The sequence below is a fragment of the Streptomyces sp. NPDC014764 genome (genome assembly GCF_043082785.1).
Taxonomy (GTDB): Bacteria; Actinomycetota; Actinomycetes; order Streptomycetales; family Streptomycetaceae; genus Streptomyces; species Streptomyces althioticus.
The window spans coordinates 129,834-146,447 of the sequence record NZ_JBIBXY010000010.1 but is presented as its reverse complement, the minus strand read 5'-3'; the positions used below and the strand labels follow the sequence as shown (position 1 = coordinate 146,447).

Below are 16,614 nucleotides of genomic sequence, written 5' to 3'. Positions count from 1 at the left end.
GCCCTCTGCGGCCGCCTGTCAACAGTCGTCCCACCTGCGCAGTGTGGTTCAAACGCCTGGTCAGAGACGAGGATGCGCAGGTCGCGCCACGGGGGCGCGGTGCATGATCGACCACCGCGCCGCCCGCGCAGATCACTCGCCCGGCCGTACGAAGACGGTGCGGCCGCCGACCACCGTGCGGAGACAGACGGGCAGGTCACGGCCGGGGGTGAGGTCGGGCAGGCCAGGGGTTCCGGACCTAGGGTCGGTGGACCAGCGGGCCACCCGGTCGTCGGGCGCCTGGACGACGAGTTCGCCGGTGCGCCAGACGGCGTAGTCGGCGGGGGCGCCGGGCACCAGGACGCCCGCGTCGTCCCGTCCGGTGGCCCGCCAGCCGCCGCGGGTGTGGGCGGTGAAGGCGGCACGGACGGAGACGCGGTGCTCGGAGGTGCGGTGGAAGGCAGCCGCACGCACGGTGCCCCAGGGGTCGAGCGGGGTGACCGGGCTGTCGGAGCCGAAGGCGAGCGGCACGCCGGCCCGCAGCAGTGCGGCGAACGGGTTGAGCGTGCGGGCGCGCTCCGCGCCGAGGCGCTGGGCGTACATGCCGTCCTCGCCGCCCCACAACGCGTCGAAGGCGGGCTGGACGGAGGCCGTGAGGCCGAGCTCGGCGAACGCCCCGATCGTCTCAGGGGTGACCATCTCGGCGTGCTCCACGCGGTGCCGGGCCGCGCGCACGCGGGCGAGACCGAGCTTCTCCGCCGCCGCGCGGACACCGTCCACGACGGTGCTCACGGCGGCGTCGCCGATGGCGTGGAAGCCCGCCTGGAGGCCCGCCTCGGTGCAGGCGACGACATGGGCGGCGACCGCGTCCGCGTCGAGGTGCGCGGTGCCGGTGTGGGCGGCGTCGGCGTACGGGTCGTGCAGGCAGGCCGTGTGCGAGCCGAGGGCGCCGTCGGCGAAGAGGTCGCCCGCCGCGCCGAGCGCTCCCAGGTCGCGGGCCTTGGCGACGTCCTGCTCGGCCCAGTAGCCGACGACACGGGGTCCGGACTCCTCGCGGGCGAGGTGCAGCAGGCCGGTGAAGTCGTCCTCGGAGGAGATCTCGGGGCCGCCGCACTCGTGCACGGTGCCGATGCCGAGGGACGCCGCGTGGGCGAGCGCGGCGCGCTGGGCGGCGGTGCGCTGGGCGGGTGTGACGGCGCCCAGGGCGGCGGCGCGCACCGCGTGGTGGTCGTCGCCGGTGAGGGGGCGGTCCTCGCGGGTCACGCCCCCCGCGAGGAGGTCGAGCAGCGCGGTGGAGACGACGGCGGAGTGCACGTCGATGCGGCTCAGGTAGAGCGGGCGCCCTGCGGTGGCCTCGTCGAGCTCCGCGCGCGTCGGGGGCCGGCCGCCGGGCCAGCGGGCTGCGTCCCAGCCGTGCCCGAGGAGCACCCGGTCGTCGGGGCGGGCGGCGGCGAACTCCCGCACCCGGGCGAGGGCGTCCTCCAGCGAGGCCGCGGTGGACAGGTCCAGGCCGGTGAGGGCGAGGCCGGTGGCGGTGGTGTGGACGTGCGCGTCGGTGAACGCCGGGGTGACCAGCGCCCCGTCGAGGTCGACCACCTCGTCGACCCCGTCCGCGAAGGCGTCGGCCGCGCCCTCGGACCCCACCCAGGCGACCTGGCCGCGCTCGACGACCATCGCGGTGGCGAAGGGGTCGGCGGGGCTGTGCACCTCTCCACGGCGGAGCAGGACGGTGGGCGGCGTGGCGGTACGTTCACTCATGCCCTTAGTCTCGCGCGCCGCGCACGCACTCCGGCACGCAGGTCCCACCGGGGGTGTCCCGGGCGCGCGGCACGCAACCGCGTGCCCCTCAGATACGCGGCGGCCGCGCCTCGTACGGTGTCGACAGGACCACCGTCGTGCGGGTGGAGACCCCGGCCAAGGAGCGCAGCCTCGCGAGGAGTTCCTCCAGTTCGTGCGGGGTCGCCACGCGGACCTTGAGGATGTAGTTCTCGTCGCCCGCGACGCTGTGGCACGCCTCGATCTCCGGGACGCCCGCCAGGCGGTCCGCGATGTCGTCGGGGGCGCTGGGGTCGAACGGCTTGACCGAGATGAACGCGGTCATGGGCAGGCCGACCGCCTCCGGGTCGACCACCGCCGCGTAGCCGCGGATGACGCCGCGCTGCTCCAGCCGTCGCACCCTCTGGTGCACGGCCGACGTGGACAGGCCCGTGGCCTTGCCCAGGTCCGTGTAGCTCATCCGCCCGTCCTTGACGAGCAGCTGCACGATCTGTCGGTCCAGCTCCTCCATGGGGTTGAACCTACAGGGCACTTGATCGCCTCGGATACCGGAACGGCCGTGCGCGACGGCCGCGGACCGCACCTGCGAGCGGCATGTGACGAAGACCACACACCTTGCGCCGTCTCCGTGATGTTCTCGTGATTACCCCCCCGGGGTGGCGGGAAGTGCTTGCTGTGGTCGAGGCCGCAGTGCCTGAACGGCCCAGCCCGAGGGGGAGAACCCAATGCAGAGTCTTAAGCGCCCTGGTCGTACCACGTCCAAGCGGCAGCAGCCCGTCGTCGCGCCCGAGCCGGAGTACGTCGAACCCGGAACCCCGGACGACGACGACGCGTACGACACCTTCGAGATGTTCCGGGTCGTGTGCCCGGACTGCTCGCAGCCCATCGCCCTCCTGGCGGACGAGGAGATCCTGCCGGAGCACGCCCTGTGCGCCTCGCCGTGGAACCCGTTCGGGCTCACGGTCTGCCCCGGCACGGGCCGCCGGGCGTCCGAGGCCCGGCCCGCGGACGAGACCGTCACGCCCCAGGAGCAGGACACGGCGCTGCTGCTGACGCTCCCGCAGGGGCTCGACTGGCGGACCCAGCCCTTCTCCCACGTCGGCGGACCGGGATCACGTCCGATCCGGTTCCCGGTGATGCGGCGCGACGCCGCCTGAGCGCGGACCGGCCCGAGGGTGGCGCAGCGCCGCCACCCTCGCCGTCGGCCGCCCCGCCCCTTCGCCATCTCGCCCCGCCGGTGTCCGCCGCACGGGGCATCGCTGAACGCACGCTCTATTCGGCACGGTGGTGACCCGGCCGCCCGTTCGCGCGTTGGCCGGGCATGACGACCCCCACGTACTCGACGACCGGGCGTCAGCGCCACGTGTTCGTGCCGCCGCCCGTCGAGGCGGCCGTGGCCGTCCCGCCGCCGCAGCTCCCGGACCCGCCGATCTACCGCGAGATGATGCGGACGTGGACGGACCGGGGCCGCACGGTGCCGGGGCGGCACGACCCGGAGTGGGCCCGGCTCGCCGAGCCCTGGCGGGGCTTCGGCCGGTTCAGCGCGTCTCCGGCCCCGCGAGGTGCCGGGCGATGACCATGCGCTGGATCTGGTTGGTGCCCTCGACGATCTGCAGCACCTTCGCCTCGCGCATGTAGCGCTCGGTGGGGAAGTCGGCGGTGTAGCCGTAGCCGCCGAGGATCTGCACGGCGTCGGTGGTGACCCTCATCGCGGCGTCGGTGCAGTGCAGTTTCGCCATGGCGGCCTGTCGGCCGAACGGCCGGCCCACGTCGCGCAGCCGGGCCGCCGCCAGGTACAGCGCGCGTCCGGCCTCGATCTGGGTGGCCATGTCGGCGAGCATGAAGCGCAGCCCCTGGAAGTCGGCGATCGGCCTGCCGAACTGGCGCCGCTCGGTGGCGTAGCCCACGGCCTCGTCGAGCGCCGCCTGGGCCACGCCGATGGCGCACGCGGCGATGCCGAGCCGTCCGCCGTCCAGCGCCGACAGGGCGATGGCGAAGCCCTGCCCCTCGTCGCCGATGCGGCGCGCGTCGGGGACCCGGACGCCGTCGAAGTGGACCTGGGCGGTGGGCGAGCCCTTCATGCCCATCTTCTTCTCGGGGGCGGCGGCACTGATCCCGTCTGCGTCCCCGGGCACCAGGAACGCGCTGATGCCGCGCGCCCCCTCGCCGCCGGTCCGCGCCATGACCGTGTAGAAGTCGGCGACGCCGCCGTGGGTGATCCACGCCTTGGTGCCGTCGATGACCCATTCGTCGCCGTCACGGACCGCACGGGTGCGCAAGGAGGCGGCGTCGGAGCCGGAGGAGGGCTCGGAGAGGCAGTAGCCGCCGAGCAGTCCGCCGCCGAGCATGGCCGGCAGGTGCTCGGCGTGCTGCTCCTTGGTGCCGTAGGCGGCGAGCGGATAGGTGGCAAGGGTGTGCACGCTGACGCCGAGGGCGACGGTGAGGCGGGCGCGGGCCAGCTCCTCCAGGACCTGGAGGTAGACCTCGTAGGGCTGGTCGCCGCCACCGTGGTCGGAGTCGTAGGGCAGGCCGAGCAGGCCGGACTCGGACAACAGGGTGAACAGCTCGCGCGGGAAGCGGCCTGCTTCCTCCTCCTCGGCGGCCCTGGGGGCGACCTCGCGCTGCGCGATGTCGCGGACGAGCGTGAGCAGGTCCCGGGCCTCGTCCGTGGGCAGTAGCCGGTCCACCGGCTGCGGGGCGCGGTCGGGCATGGCGTCGCTCTCCTCCCTGTTGGGGCACACGGCGTGCGCCTTGGGTGGAGGCGGCTCCGCCGGGGTCGTTCCGGTGTCGGGCCGATGCTCGCACTCCCGGGTCACGGAAGCTGCTGACCAGCGGCTGTGCGCTGTGAGTATGCCCGATCGGCGGCATCGCGTCACCAGTTAACGACCGCTTACTTCGCGACACCTTACGGTGCCCCCTCCGCGATCACATTGGTCCGCACCATTGACCAACTGGTCTAGTCCTTCTAGGGTTTCGCTCCAACCCCGAGTCACCGCGTTCATGCCAAGCAACGCGGCTCTCCCCTCCCCCACGAGGAGACACCGGATGCCATCCCCCCACCGCCCCCGCACGCTGCGGGCGCTCGTGTCCGCCGCCTGTACCGCCGTGCTCGGCGCCGGACTGCTCGCCGGCACAGGCGCCTCGGCCGCCACCGCGGCGACCTCGGCTCAGGAGGCCGCCGCAGGTTCCAAGGTCGTCGGCTACTTCACCGAATGGGGCACCTACGACCGGAAGTACTACGTCAAGAACATCGAGACGTCCGGCTCCGCGGACCGGCTCACCCACATCAACTACGCCTTCGGCAACGTCACCGGCGGCAAGTGCGCCATCGGCGACGCCTACGCGGCCACCGACCGCGCCTACACCGCCGAGGAGTCCGTCGACGGGACTGCCGACACCTGGGACCAGTCGCTGCGCGGCACCTTCAACCAGCTGCGGAAGCTCAAGGAGAAGCACCCCGACCTCAAGGTGATCTGGTCCTTCGGCGGCTGGACCTGGTCCGGCGGCTTCGGCGAGGCCGCGAAGAACCCGGCCGCCTTCGCGCAGTCCTGCCTCGACCTGGTGGAGGACCCGCGCTGGGCCGGCGTCTTCGACGGCATCGACATCGACTGGGAGTACCCGAACGCCTGCGGCGCCACCTGCGACACCAGCGGCCGTGACGCCTACCGCGAGCTGATGGCGGCGCTGCGCTCCACGTTCGGCCCCGACCGCCTGGTCACCGCCGCCATCCCTGCGGACGCCACCGACGGCGGCAAGATCGACGCGGCCGACTACGCCGGCGCCGCCCAGTACGTCGACTGGTACAACCCGATGACGTACGACTTCTTCGGCGCCTGGGACACCGCCGGGCCGACCGCCCCGCACTCACCGCTGACCTCGTACGACGGCATCCCGAAGGCGGAGTACAACAGCGCCGCCACCATCGCGAAGCTGACCGGTCTCGGCGTCCCCGCGGACAAGCTGCTGCTCGGCATCGGCTTCTACGGCCGCGGCTGGACCGGCGTCACGCAGGCGGAGCCGGGCGGCACCGCGACCGGTCCCGCGCCGGGCACGTACGAGGCGGGGATCGACGACTACAAGGTGCTGAAGGACAGGTGCCCCGCGACCGGCACGGTCGGCGGCACCGCCTACGCCAAGTGCGGCGACCAGTGGTGGAGCTACGACACCCCGGAGACCGTCGCCTCCAAGACGGAGTGGAAGAACCAGCAGGGACTGGGCGGCACGTTCTTCTGGGAGCTCAGCGGCGACACCGCGAACGGTGAGCTGATCAAGGCCATCCGGTAACCGACGGACGCCGCAGGCGCGGGGCGGGGGTTCCACGGGGGGACTCCCGCCCCGCGCGCGTCCCCCGGCGGCCCGCCTCCGCGTCAGCCGTCGCGGCGCGCGGGCCCGGGGGCCGGGTGGGCGGGGTCGAGTTCCTCGATCGCGCGCATCGCCCCGCCGAGCGTCTTCACCAGCAGCTCGCACATCGTCTCGCGGGACAGGTCGGGGCGGTCGATCCAGGCCAGCACCGCGCCCTCCACGCTGCACACCCAGGCCAGCAGCCCCATCCGGGCCACCGGGGCGACGTCGGAGCGGCCGTAGGCGCCCTCGGCTATGGTCGCGACGATCGCCTCCCGCACCCCGTCACGGATGGCGTGCACCTCGGCGTCGAAGCCCACGCCGCCGCTCACGATCGCGCGGTAGGCGGCCTGGTTGTGCTCCGCGTAGCGCAGGTAGCTGTCGATGGTGCGCTGCACCCGCTCCACGGGCGGCAGTTCGTCGCCGCTCGCCGCCATCGTGACCAGGCCGGTCACCGAGTCCTCGATGATGGCCAGGTAGTAGCCGCGCTTGGAGTGGAAGTAGTAGTAGATCAGTCCCTTGGCGACCCGCGCCTGGCGTGCGATGTCGTCCATCGACAGCGCGTCGTAGGACCGGTCGGCGAACAAGCGGCGTCCGATGGCGATGAGTTCGGCGCGACGGGCCGACGCTCGCCGGGTGCCGCGGGTCGACGGAGGCACGGCGGACTGCTGGCTGATGTTCAATGTCGGCCCAGGTCTCCTGCGGGGGCGGGACGGTCCCGCAGGAGTATGGCAGGTCGGCCCGCACCGCGGCAGGGCCGTTCGTCCCCCGGGACTACAGCAGTCCCAGCTGCGTCACCAGCATCGCGAGGACCACGACGAGGGTCCAGCCCAGGACGTGCTCGAGGATCTTCGGACCGTCCTCACGGGGTCCGCCGGTACGGGCACGGGTGACGGTGGCTGCGTCGGCGCTCATGGCTTCTACCTGGTCCTCGGTTGTGCGTGGATCCCCCCCAAGCGATGTCGTCCACCTTGCCACCGGAAACGGCGGACACCGCCGAGATGTTGCTCACACGGCAGGCCCCGATGTTGCTCGCACACGGCAGGCCCCGATGTTGCTCGCGCGCGGCGGGCCACGGTGGCGGCCGGGGCCCGCCGCGCGCGTGGGCTCAGCGCACGCCCACGGCTGCCAGCGCCTTGCGCTGGCCGGGGGTCGGGCGCGCCGGGAAGTACAGGTAGCAGACGCCGCCGGTGCCGGAGACGACCTTCCCGGAGGCGTTGTACCGCTTGGTCCTCAGCCAGATGTTTTCCCACTCGCGCCGCTTGTAGATCCGGCGCACGGCCTTGTTGTCGTCCGAGGCGGGGTCGTTGGCGATCACGTCGCCGTCGGCGGTGAAGCCGATCACCGTCATCAGATGCCCGGAGGTGCCGTAGCCCGCCCCCGTCAGCTCCTCCTTCAGGAACGACTGCGAGGTGATGGCCGGGATGCCCGCCGCGATCAGCGTCTCCAGGTCGGTCAGCGACCGGAGCCGGGTGACCACGCCCTGGAGGCCGGGGAAGGTTGCCGCGTAGGCCGCGTTGAACGGCCAGTTGCCGCACCCGGCGTACTGGTAGTCGTAGGTGTGACGGGCCGCGTGGCAGATCTGCGGGTCGGCGTACGCCGGGTCGACCCAGGAGAGCTGCTCCTGGGTGAGCCGGCCGCCCCAGTACTCGATGATCATCTGCGAGGAGGTGGGGCTGCACCAGGCCTCGCCGCCGTTGTCGTACTCCGGGTACTGGCCCTTGTGGGTCTCCTGCGAGTAACGCGGGACGAGGAGTTCCTCGGCGAGCCCGGGCTTCGAGGCGGGGACGGTGAACCGGTCGGGCACGTCGGAGCCCATCACGCCGAGGCGCCACACGGTCGGGGTGAGGCGTGTGCCGGGGCGGCGGTACAGGGTGAGGCGCAGCCGGACGGAGGCGATGCGCAGCCCCGAGGCGGCGTCGTCGACGGCGAGCGTGTCCGTCCACACGCTGCTCTTCCCGTCCTCCTGGTCGTCCACGGAGGTGCGCCGGATGTCGCCGTCGCCGGCCGCCCAGCGGCCCATCACGTACCAGGGGGTGTCCGTGCCGTCGGAGTACGTGCCCTTCAGCTCGACCTGGATCCAGGTGCCCTCGGGGGTGTGCGCGTTCCAGGAGGCGATCGCCTCGGTGGAGGGGACCGCGAGCCGGTGGACGGGCGAGGTCCAGGTCGCGTACTCCCAGGCGGCCGTGCGGCCGGTGTGCGGGTCGGTGTAGTCCGTGGTGCCGGCCGCCTCGGCGATCACCAGGCCGGGGCGGAGGCCGGCGACGGGGCGGGTGCCGACGGCGGTGCCGGAACGCCAGTCGGGGTACGTGGTCCAGGCGCGGTTGTCGACGGTGCGGGCGGCGGCCCGCCCGGGCGCCGCGGGCCGGGTGGCGCCGGCGGCCGGGACGGCCGCGGACGCCGTCGCCGCGCTTCCGGTGACGGCGGCGACGACCGCCGCGGCCAGAAGAGTTCTGCGGGACGGCAGTTCGGCTCTGCTCATGGGTGGGGGACCCCCAGGTTTTCGGAGTCGGGACGGGACCGGTGCACGGCCGCCGGACGGGTGTGCGTCCGCCGGATGGAGCGGGTGTGCGCCCCACTATGAACGCAGCCGGGCGGGTCCTGCCAGCATCCTGGCCGTGCGGCGCCGACCAACATGGGAGTGGACCAATGGCGGAAGCGCCGCAGGTGGGCGACAGGGCCTAGAGTGCTCCCGTCCGATCTCCCCGACAGCCCCGGGAGCCAGCCATTCACCCGCTCGCCTCCCGCATCCGCCGGCTTCCCCCCTCGTGCGGCCCGGTGCGGCTCGTCGCCGTCGACGGGCACGCCGGGTCCGGGAAGTCGACGTTCGCCGGGCTGGTGGCCGGCCGGCTCGGCCGCGCTCCGGTGCTGCACCTCGACGACATCGCCCGCCACGACGAACTGTTCGACTGGACGGCGCGGCTGCACGACGAGGTGATCGGCCCGCTCTCCGGCGGCGCCACCGCGCACTACCGCCCTTACGACTGGCGCGCCCGCCGCCCCGGACCGCCGCGCCCGCTGCCCGCCGCGCCGGTGGTGCTGGTCGAAGGCGTCGGCGCCGGACGCGCCGCACTGCGCCCGCATCTGGCGCTGCTGCTCTGGATGGACGTGCCGCGTGAGGAGTCCTGGGCGCGAGGGCGGGCGCGGGACGGCGAGGAGCAGCGGGAGTTCTGGGACGGCTGGGAGCGGGCGGAGCGCGCGCACTTCGCCGCCGACCCCTCGCGCCCCTTCGCACACCTGTTGGTACGGCAGAGACAGCAGGGCTACGAGGTGATTCCCGGGCCTGCCGGGACGGGCGAGACGCCACTCTCGATCACGGAAAGTGACGGGTCGTAGGCAATGTGGTGATCCTGTGAAGGGCGGTCCAGGACAAGTTGCCGCAGTCCCCCAACTCGGCTTGACCCAGGGCCCGTACAGGTCTTACGTTCTCAATGTGCGGCCCTTCGGGAGCCGCCGGCAGACGCGAAGCCCCCGGTTGTTCCCCCGTGATCGGGGGCTTCGTTCTGCCCTTTTCACGTTTTCCGGGCGCGCAGCGGCATATGACGATCACCCTCGGTGAGGATCACCTTCCGTGCCCCGCCCACGCGCCCCCTCCCTTCTCCGTTTCGCCTCCTCCGCACCCTGCGGACACCGCGCCCCCGCAGGTACGATGCCCTCGGTGCGACCGACGACGAAGCTTCGCGCACCTTGCAACTCCGGTCCGCGGCACAGCGGTTCGGCCACAGGGCGCCGGCGGCCGAGGGGCGGCCGGCACACCGACGGGGGCACGGTTTGTGGGGGACGTGATGGACTTCGGCACGCAGGGCCCGCAGGCCCCGGCCGACCTCGCCTGGCTGCGAGGCGTGGACGCCTACACGATGGGCGCCTATCCGCAGGCGGAGGAGGAGTTCCGGACCGCCGTACGGATCGACCCGGGGATGGCGGACGGCTGGCTCGGACTGCACGCGCTGCGCATCGACACGACGACCGCCCTGCTGCGGATGTTCCGCCACCGCGACCGCTTCGGCGAGCAGCGCACCCGGCACCACCGCACGCTCAACTCCTGGTACTGGCTGGGCTGGTGGGTGCAGCCCGTGCTGGAAACCCCGCGCGACCTGCTGCTCGCCCACGCCTCGCACTGGCTGGACGGCCGGCACGTCCCCGAGCTGGACCGCGCGCTCGCCGGGCTCCCCCCGGTGGACGCCGACCCGCAGGTACGCTTCCTGCACGCCTGCCGCGCCTACCTCGTCAAGGACTGGGAGCAACTGGTCCGGCACACCGACCCGCTCGTCGACGACCCGCTGCTGGGCATCGAGGCGGGCCTGTTCGGCGGCATGGCCCGGGTGCGCCTCGAGATGTACGGGCAGGCGGAGCCTTTACTGGCGGCGGCGCTGATGCGGTGCCGCAGCGAACAGCCGCAGCGCAAGGAGCTGCGCTACTGGCTGGCGCGCGCCCGCGAGGGCACGGGCCGCAGCGCCGCCGCGCTCCCCCTGTACCGGGCCGTGCACCGGGTCGACCCGGCTTTCATGGACACCTCCGCCCGGCTCGCGGCGATCGCCGAGGGCGACGGCTACTACGACGACTCCGCGGATTTCGCCGCGATCACCCTGGCCGGCGCCGGGCAGGACAGCGTCGACGGCCCCGACACGCTGGACCCGCTCTTCGGGACGGAGGGCCGCGACCTGCGGCTGACCGACCCCGACCCCACCCCTCCCCCGACGCCCTCGTTCGGCGGGTCCGGGGTGCGCGAGCGCTCCGGAGGCTCCGGCCCGGTGCTCCCCCCGGGCCCCACCGACCCGGCACTGCTGGAGGAGGCGCTCGCGGAGCTGGAGCGCATGGTCGGTCTGGAGCCGGTGAAGCGCCAGGTCAAGGCGCTGTCCGCGCAGTTGAACATGGCGCGGCTGCGGGCGGGGCAGGGGCTTCCGGTGCAGCCGCCGAAACGGCACTTCGTCTTCTCCGGCCCGTCCGGCACGGGCAAGACCACGGTCGCCCGGATCCTGGGCCGGGTCTTCTACGCCCTCGGGCTGCTCGGCGGCGACCATCTGGTGGAGGCGCAGCGGGCGGACCTCGTGGGCGAGTACCTCGGGCAGACCGCGGTGAAGGCCAACGAGCTGATCGACTCCGCGCTCGGCGGGGTGCTCTTCGTCGACGAGGCGTACTCCCTGTCCAACTCCGGTTACGGCAAGGGCGACGCGTACGGCGACGAGGCGCTGCAGGTGCTGCTGAAGCGGGCGGAGGACAACCGCGACCATCTGGTGGTGATCCTCGCCGGCTACCCCGAGGGCATGGACCGGCTGCTGGCGGCGAACCCCGGACTGTCGTCCCGTTTCACCACCCGCGTGGACTTCCCGTCGTACCGGCCGCTGGAGCTGACCAGGATCGGCGAGGTGCTGGCCACGGAGAACGGCGACGTGTGGGACGAGGAGGCCCTGGACGAGCTGCGCTCCATCGCCGGGCACGTGGTGGACCAGGGGTGGATCGACGAGCTGGGCAACGGCCGGTTCCTGCGCACCCTGTACGAGAAGAGCTGCGCCTATCGCGATCTGCGGCTGTCGGTGTACCCAGGGCCGCTGTCCCGGGAGGACCTGGCAACCCTGCGCCTGCCGGACCTGATGCAGGCGTACGGGGAGGTGCTGTCGGGGCGGGGCCCGTCGGACCCGTCGGGGCCCTAGGACCCCGACGGGCGTGTGGCGTACGGCCGCCCGAGGTCAGGTGGCCATCGCCTCCTCCGGCGCCCCGCTCGCCCGCTGCGGGGTGAGCGTGACCTCCCGGTGGGCGGGGTCCCGCACCTCGCCGACCAGCATCTCGAGCACGTCCTCCAGGGCGGCCAGGCCCAGCACCCTGCCGGACGCGTCCGCCACCTGCGCCAGATGGGTGGCCGCCCGGCGCATCACCGTGAGGGCGTCGTCCAGCGGGAGTTCGGGCCGCAGGGTGGTCATCGGGCGCCACAGGTGCTGCGGGACGGCCCGGTCGGCGTCCTCCAGGTCCAGCACGTCCTTGACGTGCAGATAGCCCATGAAGGCGCCGCCCTCGGCGGCCACCGGGAAGCGGGAGTAACCGGTGCGGGCGGTCAGCTCCACGATCTGCCCCGGGGTGACCGCCGGGGTGACCGTCACCAGGGACTCGCGGGGCAGCAGAACGTCCGTCACCGGGCGCGAGCCCAGTTCCAGGGCGTCCTCCAGGCGCTCCGCCTCCTCCGGGTCGAGCAGGCCGGCCTGTCCTGCGTCCTCCACCAGGCGATTGAGCTGCTCGCTGGTGAAGACCGCCTCCACCTCGTCCTTGGGCTCCACGCGGAAGAGCCGCAGGATGCCCTGGGCGCAGGCGCCGAGGGCGGCGGTGACCGGCCTGCACAGGCGGGCGAACCACACCAGGCCGGGGCTGAGCCACAGGGCCGCCTTCCCGGGCGCGGCCATCGCCAGGTTCTTCGGCACCATCTCGCCGATGACGAGGTGGGAGAAGACCACGGCGGCGAGCGCGATGACGTAGCCGAGCGGGTGGATCACCCCGTGCGGCAGCTGCATCCACGCGAACACCGGCTCCAGCAGCCGGGCGACGGTCGGTTCGGCGACCGCACCCAGGGTGAGCGAGCAGACGGTGATGCCGAACTGGGCGGCCGCCATCATCTGCGGCAGGTGCTCCAGGCCGTACAGCACCTGGCGGGCGCGGGCGGTGCCGAGCGGTTCGATCTGGCTGCGGCGGACCGACACCAGGGCGAACTCGGCGCCGACGAAGAAGCCGTTGGCCAGCACGAGCAGCGCGGCGAACAGCAGTTGCAGGACGCTCATCCGGCGGCCTCCGCGAGAGGGACACGGGCCGTACGGACCAGGCGGACACGTTCCGCGCGGTAGTGGCCGACTCGGCGCACCGACATCCGCCAGCCCGGAAGTTCCGCGCGGTCCCCCACGGCCGGGATACGGCCGAGGAGATCGGCGACCAGGCCGGCCACCGTCTCGTAGGGGCCCTCCGGGACCTCCAGTCCTATGCGGCGCAGGATGTCGACCCGGGCGCCGCCGTCGACGTCCCAGGCCGGGTTGCCGTCCTCGGGCGGGGCGGGGGCGAGTTCGGGCACGTCCTGCCCGTCGTGCTCGTCGCGCACCTCGCCGACGATCTCCTCGACGATGTCCTCGAGGGTGACGACGCCGGCGGTGCCGCCGTACTCGTCGACGACGACCGCGATGGGCTGCTCGCTGCGCAGCCGGGTGAGCAGCGGGCGCACCGGCAGGGTCTCGGGGACCAGCAGCGCCGGGCGGGCGATGCGGGCGACCGGGGTGCGCAGCCGTTCGTGCGCGGGGACCGCCAGGGCGTCCTTGAGGTGGACCATGCCGGCGATCTCGTCGATCCGCTCCCGGTACACGGGGAAGCGCGACAGGCCGGTGGCGCGGGTCAGGTTGACCACGTCCTCCGCGGTCGCGGACGCCTGGAGGGCGCTGACCCGGACACGCGGGGTCATGACGTGCTGGGCGGTCAGCTCGCCCAGGGACAGGGTGCGGACGAAGAGGTCCGCGGTGTCCTGCTCCAGGGCGCCTGCCCGGGCCGAGTGCCGGGCCAGGGAGACCAGTTCGCCGGGGGTGCGGGCGGAGGCGAGTTCCTCGGCGGGTTCGATGCCCATGGCGCGCACCAGCCGGTTGGCCACGGCGTTCAGTCCGGCGATGACCGGGTGGAACAGGCGGGCGAAGGCGTGCTGCGGGCCGGCGACGAATCGCGCGACCTGCATCGGCCGGGACACCGCCCAGTTCTTCGGTACGAGTTCGCCGACCACCATCTGCACGGCGGAGGCGAGCAGCATGCCGATCACCACGGACACGCCGGAGACCGCGCCCTCGGGTATGCCGGCGCCGGTGAGGGGGCCGTCCAGCAACTGGGCGAGGGCCGGTTCGGCGAGCATGCCCACCACCAGGGAGGTGATGGTGATGCCGAGCTGGGTGCCGGAGAGCTGGAAGGACAGTTCGCGCAGGGACGCGACGACCCGGCGGGCGCGCCGGTCGCCGGCTGCGGCGGCCTTCTCGGCGTCGGCCCGTTCGACGGTGACCAGCCCAAACTCGGCGGCCACGAAGAAGCCGTTGGCGAGGATCAGCAGGAAGGCGGCTGCGAGAAGCAGCAGAGGGGTGCTCATGATGCCGCCGCCTCCGCATGGGCGCCCACCGGGCGGTGAGCGCTATGTCGGCAGGGGGCGGCGCAGGTACTGCAGGACGATCCGTCCATCGCCGGAGAGGGTCACTCCTCGGATAGCTGGGGCCCCTCGGCGCACCGGGCGGGGCGGCAGGGGCGGAGGCGCTGTCGGCGTGCCTCCGCCCAACAGATTAATCAAGACAGGGGCGACTGCGGCAGGTCCGTTTTCACCCGCGAGACAACATCCGACATGTCCGCGTCAGTCGCGGGGCGCCTCGGCCTCGGGTGCGGAGTGCGCCTCGGCGAGGGCCCGCAGGGCGCGGGCGTCGGCGACCGCGCGCTGCCGGGCGATGCCGGGCTGGATGCCGAGCGCGGGCAGGCTGGTGCCGTCGCTGAGGTCGAGGAAGACCCAGGGATCACCCGAGCGGAGGTTCACCTGAAGGATCTCCGCCCACTCCAGACGGCGGCGCGTCACGATGTTGACGACCGTGACGCCCGCCTCGTCGGCGACGATCTTCGGCCGCGCCAGCAGGAACAGCACACCCGCGAGCAGCGCGGCGGTGAAGACGAAGCTGGTCCGCTCCCCCGGGCCCAGCCCGTTCAGGAGCAGCCCGATCAGACTGACCACGACGAACAGCGCGACGCCCGCGGTGAGCAGCACGGCGCGGGTGCGGCCGGGCCGGAACGTGACGGGCAGTCCGGGAAGCTCGGTGCCGGACATGGTGGCTCTCCCCGCCCCGTCAGAGACGGCAGGCGTGGATCGCCGTGGTGAGGATGGCGCGCGCCCCGATGTCGTACAGGTCGTCCATGATGCGCTGCGCCTCCTTGGAGGGGACCATCGCGCGGACGGCGACCCAGCCCTCGTTGTGCAGCGGGGAGACGGTCGGGGACTCGAGTCCGGGGGTGAGCGCGACGGCCTTCTCCAGCTGCTCGACCCGGCAGTCGTAGTCCATCATCACGTACGTCCGGGCGACCAGGACGCCCTGGAGGCGGCGCAGGAACTGCTGCACCTTGGGGTCCTCGCCGTCCGTGCCGGTACGCCGGATGACGACGGCCTCGGACTGCATGATCGGCTCGCCGACGACCTCCAGGCCGGCGTTCCGCAGGGAGGTGCCGGTCTCGACGACGTCCGCGATGACCTGGGCGACGCCGAGCTGGATGGCGGTCTCGACGGCGCCGTCGAGGTGGACTACGGAGGCGTCGATGCCGTGCTCCGCCAGGTGCGCGGCGACGATGCCCTCGTAGGAGGTGGCGACGGTCTTGCCGGTGAGGTCGGCGGGGCCGGTGACCGTGCCGGGCTTGGCGGCGTACCGGAAGGTGGAGCGGGCGAAGCCGAGCGGCAGGATCTCCTCGGCGTCGGCGCCGGAGTCGATCAGCAGGTCACGGCCGGTGATGCCGATGTCCAGCTGCCCGGAGGCGACGTAGATGGCGATGTCGCGGGGCCGGAGGTAGAAGAACTCGACCTCGTTGACCGGGTCGACGATCCGCAGCTCCTTGGACTCCCTGCGCTGCTGGTAGCCGGCCTCATGCAGCATCTCCGCCGCAGGTCCTGACAGGGAACCCTTGTTGGGGACGGCGATGCGCAGCATGAGGTCGGCTTCCTTTGCGTGAAGGGGTGGGGTGGAGCGGTGGCTTCTTACAGGTGGGCGTAGACGTCGTCGAGGGAGATGCCGCGGGCGACCATCATCACCTGGACGTGGTACAGCAGCTGCGAGATCTCCTCGGCGGCCGCCTCCTTGCCCTCGTACTCGGCGGCCATCCAGACCTCGGCGGCCTCCTCGACGACCTTCTTGCCGATGGCATGGACGCCCTTGTCCACCAGCTCGGCGGTGCGGGAGGTGGCGGGGTCCCCGTGGGCGGCCTTGTGCTGGAGCTCGGTGAAGAGCTCCTCGAACGTCTTCTTGGACATGGTGGTCCTTACCCTACGCGGTGACGGGGACTGCTCACCGCCAGGGTTCGGACACCGAGCGCAGGCAGGCGGCGGTCGCGACGGCCGCGGTGACCGCCTCGTGCCCCTTGTCCTCGCGGGAGCCCGGCAGTCCGGCGCGGTCGAGGGCCTGCTGTTCGTCGTCGCACGTGAGAAGGCCGAAGCCGACGGGGACACCGGTGTCGACGGACACCTGGGTGAGCCCCTGGGTGACGCCCTGGCACACGTACTCGAAGTGGGGCGTGCCGCCGCGGATGACGACGCCGAGGGCGACGATCGCGTCGTAGCCCCGGCCGGCCAGGACCTTGGCGACGACGGGCAGTTCCCAGCTGCCGGGGACCCTCAGCAGGGTCGGCTCGTCGATACCCAGGTCGTGCAGGGCGCGCAGGGCGCCGTCCACCAGTCCGTCCATCACCTTCTCGTGCCACTGTGCCGCGACGACGGCGACCCGCAGGTCACCCACGTTGCGTACCGTCAGCTCCGGTGCACCCTTGCCGCTCACG

At 72.9% G+C, this 16,614-nt stretch carries 17 protein-coding genes; 5 read left to right on the top strand and 12 right to left on the bottom strand.

Going from position 1 to position 16,614, the window contains the following annotated elements; genetic code table 11:
- Nucleotides 1-132: 132 nt before the first annotated feature.
- Entirely contained in the window at nucleotides 133-1,737 is a 1,605-nt protein-coding gene (locus tag ACF1AG_RS23550; protein WP_387796852.1) for an amidohydrolase, read from the bottom strand.
- An 88-nt stretch (nucleotides 1,738-1,825) separates the two neighbouring features.
- Complete coding sequence (locus ACF1AG_RS23545; RefSeq protein WP_004002750.1) at nucleotides 1,826-2,266, bottom strand: Lrp/AsnC family transcriptional regulator; 441 nt, start codon at nucleotides 2,264-2,266, stop codon at nucleotides 1,826-1,828.
- A gap of 214 nt (nucleotides 2,267-2,480) precedes the next feature.
- Between ACF1AG_RS23545 and ACF1AG_RS23540 the strand changes: the two genes are divergently transcribed.
- Both ACF1AG_RS23540 and ACF1AG_RS23535 read left to right on the top strand, forming a co-directional pair.
- Nucleotides 2,481-2,912, top strand: coding sequence for a hypothetical protein (locus ACF1AG_RS23540; RefSeq protein WP_359607318.1), 432 nt, complete (start codon nucleotides 2,481-2,483; stop codon nucleotides 2,910-2,912).
- 164 nt (nucleotides 2,913-3,076) lie between these two features.
- A complete protein-coding gene (locus tag ACF1AG_RS23535; protein WP_359607316.1) occupies nucleotides 3,077-3,331 on the top strand; it encodes a hypothetical protein in 255 nt (84 codons plus the stop codon).
- Here the strand turns inward: ACF1AG_RS23535 and ACF1AG_RS23530 are convergent.
- Complete coding sequence (locus ACF1AG_RS23530; protein WP_387796849.1) at nucleotides 3,294-4,466, bottom strand: acyl-CoA dehydrogenase family protein; 1,173 nt, start codon at nucleotides 4,464-4,466, stop codon at nucleotides 3,294-3,296. The genes ACF1AG_RS23535 and ACF1AG_RS23530 overlap by 38 nt on opposite strands.
- A 334-nt stretch (nucleotides 4,467-4,800) precedes the next feature.
- On the opposite strand from ACF1AG_RS23530, the gene ACF1AG_RS23525 reads away from it, so the two are divergent.
- Nucleotides 4,801-6,039, top strand: coding sequence for a glycoside hydrolase family 18 protein (locus ACF1AG_RS23525; protein WP_359607312.1), 1,239 nt, complete (start codon nucleotides 4,801-4,803; stop codon nucleotides 6,037-6,039).
- 83 nt (nucleotides 6,040-6,122) lie between these two features.
- Here the strand turns inward: ACF1AG_RS23525 and ACF1AG_RS23520 are convergent, their stop codons facing one another.
- From ACF1AG_RS23520 to ACF1AG_RS23510, 3 genes are all read right to left on the bottom strand, one after another.
- Nucleotides 6,123-6,779, bottom strand: a complete 657-nt coding sequence (locus ACF1AG_RS23520; protein WP_359607310.1) for a TetR/AcrR family transcriptional regulator — start codon at nucleotides 6,777-6,779, stop codon at nucleotides 6,123-6,125.
- A 91-nt stretch (nucleotides 6,780-6,870) separates the two neighbouring features.
- Nucleotides 6,871-7,011, bottom strand: coding sequence for an SCO1431 family membrane protein (locus ACF1AG_RS23515; RefSeq protein WP_359607308.1), 141 nt, complete (start codon nucleotides 7,009-7,011; stop codon nucleotides 6,871-6,873).
- Nucleotides 7,012-7,204: 193 nt separating this feature from the next.
- Nucleotides 7,205-8,578, bottom strand: coding sequence for a peptidase C39 family protein (locus ACF1AG_RS23510; RefSeq protein ID WP_387796846.1), 1,374 nt, complete (start codon nucleotides 8,576-8,578; stop codon nucleotides 7,205-7,207).
- Nucleotides 8,579-8,874: 296 nt separating this feature from the next.
- On the opposite strand from ACF1AG_RS23510, the gene ACF1AG_RS23505 reads away from it, so the two are divergent.
- Nucleotides 8,875-9,432 carry a hypothetical protein gene (locus tag ACF1AG_RS23505; protein ID WP_359605040.1) on the top strand — a complete coding sequence of 186 codons (558 nt, stop codon included), beginning with the start codon at nucleotides 8,875-8,877 and terminating at the stop codon, nucleotides 9,430-9,432.
- A gap of 449 nt (nucleotides 9,433-9,881) precedes the next feature.
- Nucleotides 9,882-11,747, top strand: coding sequence for an AAA family ATPase (locus ACF1AG_RS23500; RefSeq protein WP_387796844.1), 1,866 nt, complete (start codon nucleotides 9,882-9,884; stop codon nucleotides 11,745-11,747).
- Nucleotides 11,748-11,783: 36 nt separating this feature from the next.
- Here the strand turns inward: ACF1AG_RS23500 and ACF1AG_RS23495 are convergent, their stop codons facing one another.
- The 6 genes from ACF1AG_RS23495 to ribH all read right to left on the bottom strand — a co-directional run bounded on the left by ACF1AG_RS23495 (nucleotide 11,784) and on the right by ribH (nucleotide 16,613).
- Nucleotides 11,784-12,860, bottom strand: a complete 1,077-nt coding sequence (locus tag ACF1AG_RS23495) for a hemolysin family protein (protein WP_359605044.1) — start codon at nucleotides 12,858-12,860, stop codon at nucleotides 11,784-11,786.
- Complete coding sequence (locus ACF1AG_RS23490) at nucleotides 12,857-14,188, bottom strand: hemolysin family protein (RefSeq protein WP_359605046.1); 1,332 nt, start codon at nucleotides 14,186-14,188, stop codon at nucleotides 12,857-12,859. The genes ACF1AG_RS23495 and ACF1AG_RS23490 overlap by 4 nt, the downstream gene beginning before the upstream one ends.
- A gap of 255 nt (nucleotides 14,189-14,443) precedes the next feature.
- A complete protein-coding gene (locus ACF1AG_RS23485; RefSeq protein WP_359605048.1) occupies nucleotides 14,444-14,905 on the bottom strand; it encodes a PH domain-containing protein in 462 nt (153 codons plus the stop codon).
- A 19-nt stretch (nucleotides 14,906-14,924) separates the two neighbouring features.
- Nucleotides 14,925-15,773 (bottom strand): ATP phosphoribosyltransferase, encoded by an 849-nt coding sequence (gene hisG, locus ACF1AG_RS23480; protein WP_359605050.1) that lies wholly within the window; start codon nucleotides 15,771-15,773, stop codon nucleotides 14,925-14,927.
- Nucleotides 15,774-15,820: 47 nt separating this feature from the next.
- The gene (locus tag ACF1AG_RS23475; protein WP_004990764.1) at nucleotides 15,821-16,093 is read right to left on the bottom strand and encodes a phosphoribosyl-ATP diphosphatase; all 273 of its coding nucleotides are present in this window, start codon (nucleotides 16,091-16,093) and stop codon (nucleotides 15,821-15,823) included.
- Between the two features lie 34 nt (nucleotides 16,094-16,127).
- The gene (ribH, locus tag ACF1AG_RS23470) at nucleotides 16,128-16,613 is read right to left on the bottom strand and encodes a 6,7-dimethyl-8-ribityllumazine synthase (RefSeq protein WP_033275135.1); all 486 of its coding nucleotides are present in this window, start codon (nucleotides 16,611-16,613) and stop codon (nucleotides 16,128-16,130) included.
- Nucleotide 16,614: the final 1 nt, after the last annotated feature.